12 protein-coding genes and 1 pseudogene are annotated in these 15,872 nt (G+C 71.0%); 8 read left to right on the top strand and 5 right to left on the bottom strand.

Translation table 11 applies throughout. The features are described from left to right. Positions 1 to 582: pseudogene (locus tag Pka01_RS39620) on the top strand (hypothetical protein); the annotation flags it as partial. A gap of 108 nt (positions 583 to 690) precedes the next feature. Here Pka01_RS39620 and Pka01_RS39615 read toward each other — a convergent pair. After that, on the bottom strand, positions 691 to 2,118 hold the full coding sequence (locus Pka01_RS39615) for a sensor histidine kinase (protein WP_203888163.1): 1,428 nt from the start codon (positions 2,116 to 2,118) through the stop codon (positions 691 to 693). Between the two features lie 232 nt (positions 2,119 to 2,350). Here Pka01_RS39615 and Pka01_RS39610 point away from each other — a divergent pair, with 232 nt between their 5' ends. Further along, the gene (locus Pka01_RS39610) at positions 2,351 to 2,887 is read left to right on the top strand and encodes an NUDIX hydrolase family protein (protein WP_203888162.1); all 537 of its coding nucleotides are present in this window, start codon (positions 2,351 to 2,353) and stop codon (positions 2,885 to 2,887) included. Between the two features lie 24 nt (positions 2,888 to 2,911). Here the strand turns inward: Pka01_RS39610 and Pka01_RS39605 are convergent, their stop codons facing one another. After that, a complete protein-coding gene (locus Pka01_RS39605; protein ID WP_203888161.1) occupies positions 2,912 to 3,463 on the bottom strand; it encodes a carboxymuconolactone decarboxylase family protein in 552 nt (183 codons plus the stop codon). Positions 3,464 to 3,589: 126 nt separating this feature from the next. On the opposite strand from Pka01_RS39605, the gene Pka01_RS39600 reads away from it, so the two are divergent. Together Pka01_RS39600 and Pka01_RS39595 are read left to right on the top strand one after the other, a co-directional pair. Continuing rightward, positions 3,590 to 5,305: a sensor histidine kinase gene (locus Pka01_RS39600; protein WP_203888160.1), complete on the top strand. Its 1,716-nt coding sequence runs from the start codon at positions 3,590 to 3,592 to the stop codon at positions 5,303 to 5,305. Between the two features lie 325 nt (positions 5,306 to 5,630). Next, positions 5,631 to 5,981 (top strand): DUF1801 domain-containing protein, encoded by a 351-nt coding sequence (locus tag Pka01_RS39595; RefSeq protein ID WP_203888159.1) that lies wholly within the window; start codon positions 5,631 to 5,633, stop codon positions 5,979 to 5,981. A 177-nt stretch (positions 5,982 to 6,158) separates the two neighbouring features. On the opposite strand, the gene Pka01_RS39590 is transcribed toward Pka01_RS39595, so the two are convergent. Next, positions 6,159 to 7,532 carry a serine/threonine-protein kinase gene (locus tag Pka01_RS39590; RefSeq protein ID WP_203888158.1) on the bottom strand — a complete coding sequence of 458 codons (1,374 nt, stop codon included), beginning with the start codon at positions 7,530 to 7,532 and terminating at the stop codon, positions 6,159 to 6,161. Positions 7,533 to 7,680: 148 nt separating this feature from the next. Here Pka01_RS39590 and Pka01_RS39585 point away from each other — a divergent pair, with 148 nt between their 5' ends. Next, positions 7,681 to 9,723 carry a catalase gene (locus Pka01_RS39585; protein WP_239116273.1) on the top strand — a complete coding sequence of 681 codons (2,043 nt, stop codon included), beginning with the start codon at positions 7,681 to 7,683 and terminating at the stop codon, positions 9,721 to 9,723. Positions 9,724 to 9,743: 20 nt separating this feature from the next. Here Pka01_RS39585 and Pka01_RS39580 read toward each other — a convergent pair whose 3' ends face one another. After that, positions 9,744 to 10,631 carry a DMT family transporter gene (locus Pka01_RS39580; protein WP_203888156.1) on the bottom strand — a complete coding sequence of 296 codons (888 nt, stop codon included), beginning with the start codon at positions 10,629 to 10,631 and terminating at the stop codon, positions 9,744 to 9,746. A gap of 258 nt (positions 10,632 to 10,889) precedes the next feature. Between Pka01_RS39580 and Pka01_RS39575 the strand changes: the two genes are divergently transcribed. Together Pka01_RS39575 and Pka01_RS39570 are read left to right on the top strand one after the other, a co-directional pair. Next, positions 10,890 to 12,143: an extracellular catalytic domain type 1 short-chain-length polyhydroxyalkanoate depolymerase gene (locus tag Pka01_RS39575; protein WP_203888155.1), complete on the top strand. Its 1,254-nt coding sequence runs from the start codon at positions 10,890 to 10,892 to the stop codon at positions 12,141 to 12,143. A gap of 253 nt (positions 12,144 to 12,396) precedes the next feature. Then, positions 12,397 to 13,332: a sulfite exporter TauE/SafE family protein gene (locus tag Pka01_RS39570; protein WP_203888154.1), complete on the top strand. Its 936-nt coding sequence runs from the start codon at positions 12,397 to 12,399 to the stop codon at positions 13,330 to 13,332. Between the two features lie 79 nt (positions 13,333 to 13,411). On the opposite strand, the gene Pka01_RS39565 is transcribed toward Pka01_RS39570, so the two are convergent. Beyond that, complete coding sequence (locus tag Pka01_RS39565; protein WP_203888153.1) at positions 13,412 to 14,644, bottom strand: MFS transporter; 1,233 nt, start codon at positions 14,642 to 14,644, stop codon at positions 13,412 to 13,414. A gap of 119 nt (positions 14,645 to 14,763) precedes the next feature. Between Pka01_RS39565 and Pka01_RS39560 the strand changes: the two genes are divergently transcribed. Further along, positions 14,764 to 15,867: an ROK family transcriptional regulator gene (locus Pka01_RS39560; RefSeq protein WP_203888152.1), complete on the top strand. Its 1,104-nt coding sequence runs from the start codon at positions 14,764 to 14,766 to the stop codon at positions 15,865 to 15,867. The last annotated feature ends 5 nt before the right edge of the window (positions 15,868 to 15,872 follow it).

Raw genomic sequence — 15,872 nt, 5'->3', positions numbered from 1 at the left:
AAGCACATGGACGGCGAGGCAGGGAACTCGGCCAGCGCCAAGGCCGACGCCACCTCGACAACCCTGACCACCAGATCATCCGGCCATACAGACCCGCCGGCCGCACACCCCCCAGCCGCACACCCCTCAGCCGCACACCCCTCAGCCGCACACCGCTCGCCCGACGGAGACGACGAGGACGGCCAGGACGAGGACGGCCAGGACGAGGACGAGGACGGCGGGGTGAAACTCGGCGAACTCGAGGCGGACGGGTCCGGCACCGAGGAAACCGAATCCGGAGGAACAGCGCAACCCGAACCGGGGAACTCCACCACCGGCGCCCCCGACTCTGCCGGGCCGGGACGTGGCGGGCTCCCGAACGACAGGCCACGAGAGGCCGAATCCGGCCACTGGTCGGTCACCGGCGGAAAGCTCGACGCCGGAAAGCTCAACGCCGAACTGCCGTCGGACGACCTCGCCTGGGCGGTCACCTCGGCCCACCATTCGGGACCGCACGGCAGGTCGCCTGCACCAGAAGAAGACGAAGGATGCGGCCCTCGTGCGCCTGCCACGCCGACCCCCTTCGCCGAATCGAAACTCTGAACGAATCATCTCACAGAGAGTAACCGTCTGGCTACAGATTTCGAAAGGAGTTTCTAGCCGACACGGACGGAGGGCTCGTCGAAATAGGGCACACCGGCACATTCTGGACTAGGTCAGGTGGTCGCCGTCGTACCCGAGCGAGCCGTCCAGCGGGAGCCGGAGCAGGAAGCGCGCGCCGCCGCTCGGCGACTCCCCCGCCTCCAGGGTGCCCCGGTGGGCACGCGCGATCTCTAGGGCGATCGCCAGCCCCAGGCCGGTGCCGCCGTGGCCGCGGCTGCGGGCCGTGTCCAGCCGGGTGAACCGCTCGAAGACGCGCTCCCTGTCGGGCTCGGGGATGCCGGGTCCGTCGTCGTCCACGGTCAGCTCGGCGAACGGCCCGTCGCGCCGGACGCCGACCTGGATGAGGCTCCTGGAGTGCCGCTGGGCGTTGTCGAGCAGGTTCCTGAGCAGCCGGGCGATCTGGACGCGCACGCAGGTGACGGGCACGGACGAGCCGGTCCGCACCCGGACCGGCAGCCGGTCGAGCCGCTGGGACACCTCGGCCTGAACCAGGTCACACAGGTTCATCGGCGTCCTGTCGGCGACCCCGGCGGTTCCCACCCGGGCCAGGAGGAGCAGGTCGGTGATGATCGCCTCCAGCCGGTCCACGTCCCCCAGGGCGCCGTCGACCAGCTCGTTCAGATCTGTGTCCTCCGGATGCAGCTGCCCCATCTCCAGCTCGGCGCGCAGACCCGCGAGGGGCGTGCGCAGCTCGTGTGAGGCGTCGGCGACGAACTGCCGCTGCCGCGCGAGGACGGCGTCCCTTTGCAGTGTGGCCTCCTCTATCCGGCCAAGCGTGGCGTTGACGGTCCTGGCGAGGCGGGCGATCTCGTCCCTGCCCGGCAGTTCTGGCACCCGGGCGCTCGGGTCGTCGCCGTTGATGGCGTCGAGGTCGTCGCGGATGGCGTTCACCGGCTTCAGCGTCCGGCCGGTGATCTTCCAGGTCGCCAGGGCGGCCAGGAGGACCAGCAATCCGTCCTGCACGCCGAAGAGCCGGGCGAAGATCCCCGTCGAGGTCAGGCCGGCGGCGAGCCGCCCCGCGTAGACCACCGGCGAGTTCGCGGTGCCCTTGATCCGCAACGCGGCGAGCCGGACGCATCCGAGGTGTGTCGTGCAGGTCTGCACGTCCTCCTCCGGGTCTCCCGGTGCCGGCCACGCCGACGTGAGGGGCGGCATCCCCAACGCGTCCCTCGACGCGTCGACGACGCGGTGGCCAGGCGCGACGACCTGGACGAGGTCGACCCCGGCGACGCGCGGCACGAGCGGGTCGCGCAGCTCGTTGAGCCGGTCCGCCGCGGCCGTGAGGTTCGCCTGTTCCCTGGCCTCCAGCCACAGGGCGTCGCCCAGCGCCTGGCGGCCCACGGCTCCCTCCGCCGCACCCGTGGGGAGGAGGAGCAGGATCGCCAGGAGCGTGACCAAAACGGTGAGACGGCCGCGGATCGACTGCGGACGCAGGTGCCGCGCCAACCTCCGTAACCGGCCGGTCGTTCTGGACATGCAGGTCACGATGTCCTCCCTGCATACTCCAAATGGATACTGTATACGAGGACACGGATTCCGTATCCGGGTTCCACGATCCACCCTGCGGGGCCCCGATGTCGTTACCGCCAGCCGCCATCCCCGGCCGCCGCCTTCAAAGGCTTCACCACGCGAGCAGGGGGAACACCACGCCCGCCGCGTGATCCGGCAATCCACGAGTCAAGGACGGGTGGCCGGGTACCATCGATCAATGACCGAAATGACCGAAACCACGCCGGGCTGGCTCAGCCCAGAAGAGCTCGAGTCGACCCGTGCGCGGATGCCGATCCTCTACGTCGACGCGGTGCCCGTGCGGGTCGACGACACGGGAGTGGTCACCCATGTCGGCCTGCTGCTCCGCATCGGCTCGGACGGCACGGTCAGCCGTGCGCTCGTGTCCGGCCGCGTCCTCCACCATGAGCGCGTGCGCGACGCGCTCATGCGGCACCTGGAGAAGGATCTCGGCCCGACGGCCCTGCCTCGCGTCCCCGCCTCGCCTCAGCCGTTCACCATCGCGGAGTACTTCCCGACCCAGGGCGTGACGCCGTACCACGACCCCCGGCAGCACGCCGTGTCGCTCGCGTACGTCGTACCGGTCGCGGGCGACTGCCGTCCCCGGCAGGACGCGCTCGACCTGGTCTGGTTCACCCCTGAGGAGGCCTCGTCGCCGATCGTGCAGCAGGAGATGGCCGGCGGGCAGGGCGTCCTGCTGAAGCAGGCCCTGGCGCACGTCGGCCGCCTGTCCTGACCTCCGCCCCGGGGGCGCGTCAGGCTACCGGGGACCGGTCAGCGAGCTCGCGTAGCCGAACCGGACGACGCGGTCGGCCATGGCCTTGTACGCCGCCGGATCGTCCGGGGTGAACGCGCCCAGGCCGTCCACGTAGCGGTTGAACATGCAGAACGCGGCCGAGATGAGCACCACGTCATGGATCTCGACGTCGGTGGCCCCTTCCGCGCGGGCGGCGGCCACGTGCTCGTCCGTGACGGACCTCCCGCCCTCCCGTACGGCGGCGGCGATCTCGAGCAGCGCCTTCATCTTGGCCGAGATCGACGCGGAGGACGGATCGGCGCAGACGTCCTCGACGGGCCCCGTCCCCTCCGGCAACTGGGCGGCGGCGAACGCGGCGTGTGAGGAGTAGCAGTACCGGCAGTCGTTCTGCGCCGACACATACGCCGCGATCAGCTCCCGCTCCCCTCGGGACAACGAGCTCTCGCCGCGCAACAACACCTCGGCCAGCTCGCTCAGCGGGCGGGCGGTCTCCGGACGGTAGCGGAAGAGGCCGGTGATTCCGGGGAGGTCGTCCCCCAAAGGGATGTGCGCCATGAGAACTCCTTCAAAGGTGCGGGAGCGGGTGGTCCAGGGGGCAGCCTGCGCGATCATCGCTGCGCGGTCAACCCTCGGCGGGCGTCCCGGGTCGAGGGACCTCGGCGGGCGGCTATGTTGGCCCTCATGCACGGGAGCCCCGACATCCGACCGCCGGAGAGCACGGAGTCGGTGCGAATCCCTCCCGGCGATCTCGGGCGGGGCCGGCACCGGCTCACCACGCAGGCACAGGTCTACGTTCTGCTGAGCGTCATGACCGTCCTCGTGCTGATCTGCGCCGGGATCGGCGCCTGGTTGCTCAACAGCACCGCCGAGGTCTCGGACCGGCTGGTGGACCGCATCGCACCCGCCCGCACCTCGGCGGCGCGGCTGCAGAGCGCGCTGATCGACCAGGAGACCGGCGTGCGCGGCTATCTGCTCACCGGCGCCCCGGCCTTCCTCGAGCCCTACACCGCCGGCGTGGCCACAGAACAGACCGAGGCCGCGCAGATCACCGCGCTGGTCGGCGATCTGCCGGACCTGGCCGCGGACGTCGCCGCCATACGTGAGGCGGGGGCGCAATGGCGCCGCTCGTACGCGACGCCCAACATCGCCGCCGTGCAGTCCGGCGCCACCCCCGACGAGGCTCAGCTGGACGCGGGGAAACGCGCCTTCGACCGCATCCGCGCCCTGTTCCAGACACAGAACGACCACCTGGACCGGGCCCGGGCGGACTCCCGGGACGACCTCGTACGGATGCGCACCCTGCGCGACTGGGCGTTCACCGCGATGCTGATCCTGTTCGTCCTGACCGGCCTGGCGTTCGCCGTCCTGTTCCACCTCGCGGTCGGACGGCCCCTGCGCGCCCTGCGCGCCGCGTCCCGGCGGGTGGCGTGGGGCGACTTCGGCCACCACATCCCCGCCCAGGGCCCCGCCGACCTACGTGACGTGGCCCACGACGTAGAGGCGATGCGCGGGCGGATCGTCGAGGCGCTGAACGATTCGCAGGAGCAGCGGGCCGTCCTGACCGAACAGACGGCCCATCTGGACGCCCAGACCGTGGAACTACGCCGTTCCAACGCCGAACTTGAGCAGTTCGCCTACGTGGCCTCCCATGATCTGCAGGAACCGCTGCGCAAGGTCGCCTCCTTCTGCCAGATGCTTGAACGGCGCTACGCCGACAAGCTCGACGAGCGGGGCCTGACCTACATCTCCTTCGCCGTCGACGGCGCCAAGCGCATGCAGTTCCTGATCAACGACCTGCTCGCCTTCTCCCGTGTCGGCCGGGTCAACGACGCCCGTGTGCGCGTCGCCCTCGACGACGCCCTGGACGCCGCACTGGCGAACCTGGCGGGGCGGATCGAGGAGTCGGACGGCAGGATCGAACGCCCGCGGCACCTGCCCGAGGTCGTCGGCGATCCGAACCTCCTGACCATGTTGTGGCAGAACCTCGTCGGCAACTCCGTGAAGTTCCGCCACGCCGACCGCCCACCGGTCGTCCGTGTCGACTGCGCCCCGGAGCCGGAATCGGGTCAGTGGCAGCTGAGCGTCACCGACAACGGCATCGGCATCGGCGCGGGGTTCACCGAGAAGGTCTTCGTCATCTTCCAGCGCCTCCACACTCGCGAGGCCTACGAGGGCACCGGGATCGGCCTCGCGCTCTGCAAGAAGATCGTCGAGTTCCACGGCGGCCGGATCTGGATCGACACCGGCCACACCGACGGCACGTGCATCCGCTTCACCCTCCCCGTGTCCGCTCCGGCCCTGCCCGCCGGTGACGGCGACGGCGACGGGGCCGTTCCCGCCCCGGCCCTGCCGGACGACGGGGCCGTTCCCGCCCAGGAAGGGGACCACCCCGCGTGACGGCCCGTCGCGGCTCAGGGCGCGCAGCCCGCCGCGTCCTCGCTGACCGTGGTGCGCTGGAAGCGCACGAGCGGCTGACGCCGGGGCGACGACGCTCACGGCGCTGCTCCTCTGGCACGTCGTCTTCCCACTGGTGGAACCGCACGTCGACCTCGATCCGACGATGAGCGCCGTGGCGGCACGAGGAAAGGCGCAGGCGACCGACGCGACCGCCTTTACGCTGTAGATTTCTCGGCTCGGTCTCCGTGACCCGGCGAACGCGTTGCGCGACCTCCCTTCGTCATGATCAAGTGACTTCCAACGGCAAGCAACGGAGGTCCCGCCCATGCCCAACGAAGCCGTCGACGAATTCGTCAGAACCAAGGTCCTTCCTGAGCACCAGAGCATCGTCGGCACGCTGCGCGAGCTCATGAAGGAGAACGCCCCCGGCGCGGAGGAGGTGATCAGCCGGGGTTCCCCCGCGTGGCAGGGAAGGAAACTCCTGGCGATCATCAGCCCCAGCAAGACGCACATCACCTTCGCCTTCGCGAGGGGCGCGGAGTTCACAGACGAGTTCGGCCTGCTTGAGGGCTCAGGGAAGACCACCCGGCACGTCAAGATCAAGAAAGCGGACGCCCTCAACGCGGACGCCCTGCGCGACTACATCGGGCAGGCCGTCCGGCTCGACGGGGAGTGAGCCGGAGCCCGCGCCTGCCCTCTTCCCGGAACACGCGCGACGGGGGCCGATCACACCGCCGCTCGCCGTCCGTCCCCCGGACCACGCGAGGTGACAGACCCCCTCGCTCGGTCCGAGGCCTCACCGCCCCGCTCAACCCCCGGCCTCGCTCCCCCGGGCCTTGAACCCGGTCCACCTTCAGGCACCCGCCGGACCGCCTGACTTCCGGCCGGTCTGTCTGCCGGCCTGTTCGACGCCGGGTCCTGGCGACTCCTGACCGCCCTGGGGCGTCTGGCTGGGGCCGTCGGCCGGGGGCTCACTCGTCTGCTCCTCGGTGGGCGTCGGCTGCGGACTTTCCTCAGGGCCGCCCTCGCCGGAGTTCCCCTTCCCCGGCTTGTCCTTCTTCTTGTGCGGGCGCGCCGGGCGCTGACGGCCGGGCTCTTCAGCCGAATACTCAGGTGGCCGTACGGCCGGGGGCGGCTCGTCCTCGGACACCGGTGGTGTCGTGCGGGTGGTGAAGACGGTGACCGTGGGCGTGCTCACGCCGGGGACCGTCCCGCCCGGATCCGGCCGGGCGGTGAGATAGGCCATGCCGCCGGCCGCCGACCCGACGAGCACGACCAGAGCTCCCGTCGCCGCCGCGAGGTTCCATCGCCCGCTCCGCCGCACGGGCGGTGGCGCCGGGACGGGAATGGTCGCGCCAACGGGGACGGGCGGCACCGGCACGGACGAGCGCTCGGGGGACTCGCTCTCCGCGATCGCCCGCAGCCACGAGTCCGCCTCGGCTCCGTCCAGGCGACCTGCCGGGTCCTTGGCGAGCAACCCGTCGATGACGGGGGCCAGCGGCCCTGCCCGGACCAGAGGCCCGTGCTGGTCGTACACCACGGCGGCGAGCGTCGCGAGCGCGTGGCCGCGCTGGAAGGGAGACCGCCCCTCCACCGCGAGGAACATCGTCACGCCGAGCGACCACAGATCCGAGGCCCGTTCGGCGCTTCCGCCGGCGGCCCGTTCGGGGGCGATGAACGCGGGCGTTCCGATCAGCGTGCCCGTGCGGGTCACGGGCGAGTCGTCCTCCAGCGTCGCGATGCCGAAGTCCGTCAGTACGGCACGGCCCTCATCGGTGATCAGCACGTTGTCCGGCTTGACGTCACGGTGGAGTACTCCCGCCGCGTGCGCGGCCCGGAGGCCGGCGAGGATCTGCACGCCGATCCCGGCCACCCGGCGGGGCGGCAGCGGACCCTCTTCCTGGACGAGGGACCCGAGCGTGCGCGACCGCACCAGCTGCATGACGATCCATGGATGGCCGCCATACTCGAAGATGTCGTAGACGGCCACGACGCCGGGATGGTTCAGGCGGCCCGCGGCCCTGGCCTCGCGGAAGGTCCGCAGGGTGAACGCCTCCCGCTCGGGTCCGGCGAGCTCGGCGGGGCCGCGCAGTTCCTTGACCGCGACCTCCCGCCCGAGTACGCGGTCGGCGGCCCGCCACACCGTCCCCATGCCGCCGCTGCCCAGCGGTTCGATCAGCCGGTACCGCCCCGCCACCAGTCGTCCACCGGACTGTGATTCGGCCATGAACGGCCTGCTACCCCGGCTTCGCCTGCACATTCCCCGCTCATGGTCCCGGCGCCCAAATTACCCCGCCATGGACCGCGCCCCGCCGTGCGCCGACGCCGCGCCGGGTACGGGTGCCCTCGTACGCACGATTCCTGAGGGGGATCCCGTGGCCGAAGGAAATGACGACAAGCAGCGGCAACTCGACGCCTACCGGGTCGGTTCCGAGGGCAGCCGTCTCACCACCGACCAGGGCGTGCGGGTCGACGACACCGACAACTCGCTGGCGGCGGGCGAACGCGGCCCGACGCTGCTCGAGGACTTCCACTTCCGCGAGAAGATCACCCGGTTCGACCACGAGCGCATCCCGGAACGCGTCGTCCACGCGCGGGGCGCCGGCGCGTACGGGTACTTCCACCTCTACGAGTCGCTCGCCGAGTTCACCGTCGCCGACTTCCTGTGCGACACCTCGGCGCGCACGCCGGTCTTCGTGCGCTTCTCCACGGTGGCCGGGTCGCGCGGCTCGGCCGACACCGTACGGGACGTACGCGGGTTCGCCACGAAGTTCTACACCCGCCAGGGAAACTACGACCTGGTCGGCAACAACATGCCGGTCTTCTTCATCCAGGACGGCGTCAAGTTCCCCGACTTCGTCCACGCGGTCAAGCCCGAGCCGCACAACGAGATCCCGCAGGCCCAGTCGGCGCACGACACGTTCTGGGACTTCGTGCAGCTCCAGCCGGAGATCATGCACATGGTCATGTGGCTGATGTCCGACCGGGCGATCCCCCGCAGCTTCCGCATGATGCAGGGGTTCGGCGTCCACACGTTCCGCCTGGTCAACGCGGAAGGGCGGGGCACGTTCGTCAAGTTCCACTGGCGCCCCGTCCTCGGCACCCACTCCCTCGTCTGGGACGAGGTGCTGCGCATCCAGGGCAACGACCCCGACTTCAACCGCAGGGACCTCTGGGAGTCCATCGAGCGCGGCGCGTTCCCGGAATGGGAGCTCGGCCTGCAACTCGTGCCCGAGGCGGACGAGCACAGTTTCGACTTCGATCTGCTCGACGCCACGAAGATCATCCCTGAGGAGGTCGTCCCGGTCCGCGTGGTCGGCCGGATGGTCCTCGACCGGAACCCGGACAACTTCTTCGCCGAGACCGAGCAGGTGGCCTTCCACACGGCCAACGTCGTGCCGGGGATCGACTTCACCAACGACCCGCTGCTTCAGGCCAGGAACTTCTCCTACCTGGACACCCAGCTCATCCGCCTGGGCGGGCCGAACTTCGCGCAGATCCCGGTCAACCGGCCGATCGCCCCCGTGCACAACGACCAGCGGGACGGCTACAACCAGCGGATCATCCACCGGGGCAGGACCAGCTACGCGCCGAACTCCATCAGCGGCGGCTGCCCGATGTCCGGAGTGCTGAGCGGCGACATGGAGGGCGTCTTCCGGCACTACCAGGAGCGCGTCGACGGCAACAAGATCCGCAAACGCAGCCCCAGCTTCGAGGATCACTACAGCCAGGCGACCCTCTTCTGGAACAGCATGTCCGCCTGGGAGAAGCGGCACATCGTCGAGGCCTTCCTTTTCGAACTCGGGCACGTGGAGCGCAGGTACATCAAGGAGCAGGTCGTCCAGCGGCTGGCCAACGTCGACGCCGGTCTGGCCGCGCAGGTCGCCGCCGGGCTGGGCATGCCCTCCCCCGGCGCCACGACGCCCAACCACGGCAGGACGTCCCCGGCGCTCAGCCAGGCCAACTCCCCGCGGGACTCGATCGCGACCAGGAAGATCGCCTTCCTGGTCGCGGGCGGCGCCGACCTGAACCGGGCCGGCCAGGTCATGGCGGCGCTGCAGGAGAAGGGGGCGATCTGCGAGATCGTCACCTCCCATGAGGGACAGGTCGGCTCGCTAGCCGTGGACAGGCAACTCAGCGCGGTGTCCTCCGTGCTGTACGACGCCGTCCTGCTCGCCGACGGCGGGGAGTTGAGCGAGAACGGCCACGCGGTGCACTTCGTCCGCGAGGCCTTCAAGCACGGCAAGGCGATCGGCGCCCTGCCGGACGGCGAGGCCTTGCTGGAGGCCGCCGCCCTGCCCGGCCGCCAGGGCGTCATCGGGCCGGAGACGACGGGCGACGAGTTCGCCGCGGCGTTCGCGGCGGTGATCGCCGAGCACCGCGTCTTCGACAGGGACGTGGACGCGGTCGCCGCCTGACACCGGGCCGGGGACGGCGGTCACCGGCATTCGGGATCGGGGCTCTCCTCCCGGTTCCGGTCCGACTTGGCGAGGAACGGCGATCGGCCGAGGATGACGATGCCCGCGACGAGGGCGATCAGGCCGAGGACCTCACCCGCCACCGCGCCCGGGTCGACGCGGAGGTGCTCACTGAAGATCGCGACCCCGAGCACGATCCCGGTGATCGGTTCCGCGGCGGTCGTCGCCGGCAGGGAGATCCGCAGCGGCGCGGCGTCGAACGCGCTCTGGTTGAGCAGGATGCCGACGACGGCGACCACGGCGACCATGTACGGCTGCCACGTCGCCGCCAGGGCGTCCGCTCCCCGCGCGAGGGTGAGCAGCGAGTCCCGGGTGAGAGCGTCCTGGAGGCCGTACAACATCCCCGCCGAGGCGGCCAGCAACATCGCCTTGGTCTGCAGGTCGAGCCGGAGCGCGGCCATGACCAGAGCCGCCGCCGCCATCAGGACGCCGAGGACGGAGAGCCAGACCGGGGATCCCGGCCCTGGCGCTTCGCCGCCGTGCGGCTGCCCGAACGCCAGGAAGACGGCGACCCCGCCGCTGACCAGCACCGCGCCCAGCCACTCCACCCAGCCCAGCCGCTCCTTGTAGACGATGGCCGCGGCTCCGAGCGCGAAGATGAGGTTGGTCGCCAGGAGCGGCTCCACCCGCGCGATGTCGGCCCGCTGCAGGACCACCGCGCCGAGGATCTGGCCGCCCACCATCGCGGCGACTCCGCACAACCACAGCGGCTTGCGGACGAGGTCGAGGATCAGGTGCACCCGCAGCATCTCGCCGAGCGGCTCGGTGTAGGCGGCGTGCTGCTGCGCCACGAAGCCCAGCCCGAGCAGGCAGGCCGCCGCGAGACCGATGAGCACTGTACTGATCATGGAAACCTTCGTCGTCGCCGGTCCCACACGATGGATGCGACCGGCCCGCAGTGTTGGAGCGCGTACCCCCACGTTCCCGTGGCCATCCCCATGCGGAGTTCACGAAAGCGTCATGTTGTCCCATTCACAGCGAGCCAGACGTACCGCCAGGACCATGACATCGAAGCGAAAAGTGTGTTTCGCGAACATGTCGGAGACGTGTCCAGAGCTCTACCGTGCGCGGAAAGGACCAGTGATCCAGGTCACAAGGAGCCCCCCATGGCCACACCCCTCCCGGCGCGACCGTCACGAGCGGTCCTCACACTGCTCGCCGTCCTCCTCGCACTGTCCGGCCTGCTCGGCACGGCCCTGAACGCGGCCCCCGCGCGGGCGGCGTCGCTGGTTCAGGTCACCTCCTTCGGCAGCAACCCCGGCAACCTCACGATGTACGGCTACCGCCCCGACGGCCTGTCGAGCGGCCGCCCGCTCGTGGTGCTCCTGCACGGGTGCACCCAGAACGCCGCCGGGTACTTCGCCAACTCGGGCTGGCGCAAGTACGCCGACCAGTGGGGCTTCGCCCTCGTCGTGCCGCAGACGAGCAGCGCCAACAACGCGTCGAGTTGCTTCAACTGGTTCGAGACCGGCGACACCACCCGCGGCCAGGGCGAGGCCGCCTCCATCCGCTCCATGGTCGCCCACGCGGTCGCCGAGTACGGAAGCGACCCCTCACGGATCTTCGTCAGCGGCCTGTCGGCCGGCGGGGCGATGACCGCGGTCATGCTGGCCACCTATCCGGACGTCTTCGCCGGCGGCTCGATCGGCGCCGGGCTGGCCTACCGCTGCGCGGCAAGCCTGCTGCAGGCGTCCGGCTGCCAGTACAGCGCCACCAGCAAGACCCCGCAGCAGTGGGGCGACCTGGTCCGAGGGGCGTACGCCGGCTACTCCGGGCCGTACCCGCGCGTCGCCATCTGGCAGGGCCAGGCCGACTACACGGTCACCCCCGCCAACGGCACGCAGTTGCGTGACCAGTGGACGAACGTGCGGGGCGTCTCGCAGACCCCCACGTCCACCCAGTCGCTGACCGGCGGCACCTCACTGAAGGTGTACGGCGACGACGCCGTACGGCTGTACGAGATCGCCGGAATGGGTCACGGCCTGCCGATCGACCCGGGCGGCGCCGCCGACCAGTGCGGGACCACGGCGGCGTACTTCCTCGACACCATCTGCTCGGCCTACCACGACGCCCGTTTCTTCGGCCTCGACGGCACGACCCCGCCCACCTCCACGCCCACCCCGACGCCGCCGGCCACCCCCACGCCCACCCCCACGCCGACGCCGACACCGACCGGGCCCGCTGTCTGCGTCAGGGCCAGCAACTACGCCCACACCACCGCCGGCCGCGCCCACCAGTCCGGCGGCTACACCTTCGCCGACGGCTCCAACGACGCCATGGGCCTGTGGAACACGTTCACCGTCCACGCCCTGAAGCAGACCGGCCCGGACTACTGGGTGCTCGCCGACGGTCAGTGCTGAACCACGGGGCGTCCCCGGCCGGCGGCGAAACGGCCGGGGCCGCCCTGCGGCCGATGAAGACCCGCCGCGCGATCACGGCCCGCGAGAGACCCCCTGTGTGAAGCCGCCTCAACGGGGAACGCTGGCCCGTCACCGGCTCATCCGGCCTGACCAGGCCTTCTCCGACGAATCCGAAACGTGACTTGACGGATACGAATTGTGTAATTCACGATAATTCCTACTTCAACGATTGAGATAGTAGGAAGGGGACGTGGTGCGTTCGCTCATACTGCTCGGACTGGTGGGTTTCGCCGCCCAGCTGGTCGACGGCGCCCTCGGCATGGCGTACGGAGTCACCTCGACCACTCTCCTGCTCGCGATCGGCACCAACGCGGCCGCGGCCTCGGCCACCGTCCACCTGGCGGAGATCGGCACCACCCTCGCCTCAGGCGTCTCGCACTGGCGTTTCGGCAACATCGACTGGAAGGTCGTCGCCAGGATCGGCGTGCCGGGCGCCGCCGGCGCGTTCGCCGGCGCGACGTTCCTGTCCAGCCTGTCCACCGAGGTGGCGGCGCCGGTCATGTCGATCATCCTGCTCACGCTCGGCCTGTACGTCCTCATCCGGTTCACCACGTTCGGCCTGCCGCGCGGGAACCTGGGCAAGCCGCTGCGCAGGCGCTTCCTCGCACCCCTCGGACTGGTCGCCGGATTCATCGACGCCACCGGCGGCGGCGGTTGGGGCCCGGTCGGCACTCCGGCCATCCTGGCCAGCGGACGGCTCGCCCCGCGCAAGGTGATCGGATCGATCGACGCCAGTGAGTTCCTCGTCGCCATCGCCGCGAGCGTCGGGTTCTTCGTCGGCATCGGCTCGGAGAACATCGACTTCGCCTGGGTCGGAGTCCTCCTGCTCGGCGGCGTCATCGCCGCCCCCATCGCGGCCTGGATGGTCCGCCACATCCCGCCCCGCATCCTCGGGTCCGCGGTGGGCGGCGTCATCATCCTGACCAACGTCCGCACGCTGCTGCGCAGCGACCTGGTCGACGCCCCAGGGAACGTGCAGGCCGCCGCCTACATCGGCATCGCCGTCGTCTGGGCCGCCGCCATCGCCTACTCCTGGCGGGAGTACCACCGCGACAAGGCCACGGAGTCGGTCGAGGCGGTGGAGGCGGAACTGGGTCGCCGTGCGGCCGGAGAGGCCTCGACCGCCTGATCGGTCCGCCGCACGGCCTCGAGCGCATGCTCGGGTCTGGCCGGTCCCGGGCACTCCCCGGGACCGGCGATCGCCGTACTTACGCCGACTCTGGGAGCGGCGCCTGCGCGCTACGCCTCCGGGGGGACTCGAGCGCGTAGCTGATGCCCGCGAGTGCGAACCCGATGAGGCCGAGACCCACCCCGACCCAGGTGGGGGCGACGTAGCCGAGCCCTCCCGCGATCACCACGCCGCCCAGCAGCGCGCCGAGGCTGTTCGCGACGTTCATCGCGGACTGGTTGACGGCCGCCCCCATCATCTGCGCGCCGGGGGCGACCTGGATCAGCCGGGACTGCAACGCCGGGCCAAGGAACAGGCTCGCCGCTCCGACCAGGAAGGCTCCGACGTACAGCCCGGCCGTCCAGCGGGACACGAGCGCGAAGACGACCATAGAGGCGATGAAGACCGGGAACCCGGAGAGCATGGACCGCCGCAGGTCGCGGTCCGAGGCCCAGCCGCCTGCGGCGTTTCCGATCGTCATCCCGAGGCCGACGGCGACGAGGACCCAGGGGACCGTCGAGGCCGGCAGTCCGGCGACGTGAGTGGTCACCGGGGCGATGTAACTGTCGATGGCGAAGAATCCGCCGAAGCCGATCGACGCGATGCCCGCGACGAGCCACACCTGCGGCGCGCGGAAGGCGCGCAGTTCGCTGCGTGCTGATCCGTTCGGGTGGGCGGCGATCGCCGGCACCGTCGCCAGCACGGCGAACAGCGTCAGGGCGAAGATGATCGCGATGATGAGGTAGGCGACCCGCCATCCGGACGACTGGCCGACATGCGTGATCACCGGCACGCCGATGACGTTGGCCACGGTCAGGCCGCCGAGCGAGACGGCGAAGCCCTTGCCGTGGCTGCCCGGACCCATGATCGAGGCGGCGACCAGTCCCGCGGCTCCGAAGTAGGCGCCGTGCGGCAGCGCGGCCACGAACCTGGCGACCAGGACGAGCCCGAACGTGGGGGCCGCCGCCGAGGCCGCGGTGCCCACGATGAAGAGGGCAAGGAGCCCGAGCAGGATCTTCTTGCGCGGCACCCGCGCGGTGAGCGCGGCGAACAGCGGTGCGCCGACGACGACGCCCAGGGCGTACACGCTGATCATCCAACCGGCCTGCGCCACGGCCTCGGAGGTGGACCGCGCGTAGAGCGTCGGCAGCAGGCTACGCGCGATGTCCGGCAGCAGACCCATGGCGACGAACTCCGTCAGGCCGATGGCGAAGCCGCCAAGGGCGAGCGCGAGGAGCGCAGACCAGCGCTGCGCCGGGGTGAGGGGGCTCATGCGAAACCTTCGTGATCGTAGAAAGCACTGCCGGCCTTGCGTCGGAGAGAGGCGGCTGAGGAACTCGAGGTCAGTGCGGTCTCTAGAATAGCAACGCTGTTGCGTAATACGCTGGCGGGGTGGACAAGGCCGCCGATCTGGACTACCTGCGCGACTACAACGACGCGCTGGTGGTCGCGATCGCCCGCCGCACCGACGTTTTCGACCGCGCGACCATCGCCGCGGGCACCGGCCTGACGCCGCAGGCGGTCTCCAAGGTGATCGCGCGCCTCCTGGCGGCCGGCCTCGTGGAGCCGGACGGGGTGCGGCGGCACGGCGTGGGCAAGCCGACGAGCGTCTACCGCCTGGTCCCGGACAGCCGCTACGCCATCGGGGCGCACGTCGCCCGCCGTACGCTCCGGCTGGTCCTGTGCGACCTCGCAGGCGAGGTGCGGCAGTCGGTCGTCACCCCCCTGCCCGGCGACTTCACTCCCGTGCGGCTGCTCGACGACCTCGCGGACGGCGTGGCCGCTCTCGCGGGCGGGTGCAAGGCCGAGCGGCTCGTCGGGGTCGGGATCGGCATGGTCGGCCCGCTCGACCACGCGGAGGGCGTCGTCCGCGACGCGCACCGGCTGCGGCACTGGCACGACGTCCCGCTCCGCGACCTGGCCGCGGAGCGCCTCGGCCTCCCCGTGCTGCTCGACAAGGACGTGACCGCGGGCGTCGTGGCCGAGGCGTGGCGCCGCGGCCCCAAGTTCCGCGACGCCGTACTGATCATGGTCGAGTCCGGCATCGGCGCCGGGCTGTGGCTCGGCGGCAGCGCCTACCGCGGCGCGCACACGAACGCCGGCGAGTTCGGCCACATGGTGGTCCAGCTCGACGGCCCGCGATGCGTGTGCGGCAGGAACGGGTGCCTGGAGATCGTGCACGACCAGGCCCGTGCGCGGGGAGACGTCGCCGCCGCCGCGCGCGTCCTGGCCGTCGGCGTCGTCAACCTGCTGCAGGCGATCGACGTCGACCACGTCGTCCTCGCCGGCGCGGACCTGCTCCCCCACGCCGACGCCTATCTCGGCGCGGCCCAGGACGCGGTCCGCACCGAGGTGCCGCGCGTCGACTGGCTGACCGCCGACGTCACGACGCCCGCCCTCGGGGTCGACGTCATCGCCGCCGGGGCCGCCATGGGAGTGCTCAACGAAAGGTACGGCCCCCTCACCGGCCCGAGACAGGCCGCCGCCCACCCGTAGGGCCG

The organism is Planotetraspora kaengkrachanensis, assembly GCF_016862895.1.
GTDB classification, from domain to species: domain Bacteria; phylum Actinomycetota; class Actinomycetes; order Streptosporangiales; family Streptosporangiaceae; genus Planotetraspora; species Planotetraspora kaengkrachanensis.
The sequence above is the reverse complement of the archived record's forward strand: the minus strand, read 5'-3'. Positions and strand labels throughout refer to the sequence as shown.

Excerpts from the sequence above, each read along its gene's own strand:
- Pka01_RS39615 (WP_203888163.1), bottom strand. The coding sequence starts at position 2,118 with ATGTCCAGAACGACCGGCCGGTTACGGAGGTTGGCGCGGCACCTGCGT.
- Pka01_RS39610 (WP_203888162.1), top strand. The coding sequence starts at position 2,351 with ATGACCGAAATGACCGAAACCACGCCGGGCTGGCTCAGCCCAGAAGAG.
- Pka01_RS39605 (WP_203888161.1), bottom strand. The coding sequence starts at position 3,463 with ATGGCGCACATCCCTTTGGGGGACGACCTCCCCGGAATCACCGGCCTC.
- Pka01_RS39600 (WP_203888160.1), top strand. The coding sequence starts at position 3,590 with ATGCACGGGAGCCCCGACATCCGACCGCCGGAGAGCACGGAGTCGGTG.
- Pka01_RS39595 (WP_203888159.1), top strand. The coding sequence starts at position 5,631 with ATGCCCAACGAAGCCGTCGACGAATTCGTCAGAACCAAGGTCCTTCCT.
- Pka01_RS39590 (WP_203888158.1), bottom strand. The coding sequence starts at position 7,532 with ATGGCCGAATCACAGTCCGGTGGACGACTGGTGGCGGGGCGGTACCGG.
- Pka01_RS39580 (WP_203888156.1), bottom strand. The coding sequence starts at position 10,631 with ATGATCAGTACAGTGCTCATCGGTCTCGCGGCGGCCTGCCTGCTCGGG.
- Pka01_RS39575 (WP_203888155.1), top strand. The coding sequence starts at position 10,890 with ATGGCCACACCCCTCCCGGCGCGACCGTCACGAGCGGTCCTCACACTG.
- Pka01_RS39565 (WP_203888153.1), bottom strand. The coding sequence starts at position 14,644 with ATGAGCCCCCTCACCCCGGCGCAGCGCTGGTCTGCGCTCCTCGCGCTC.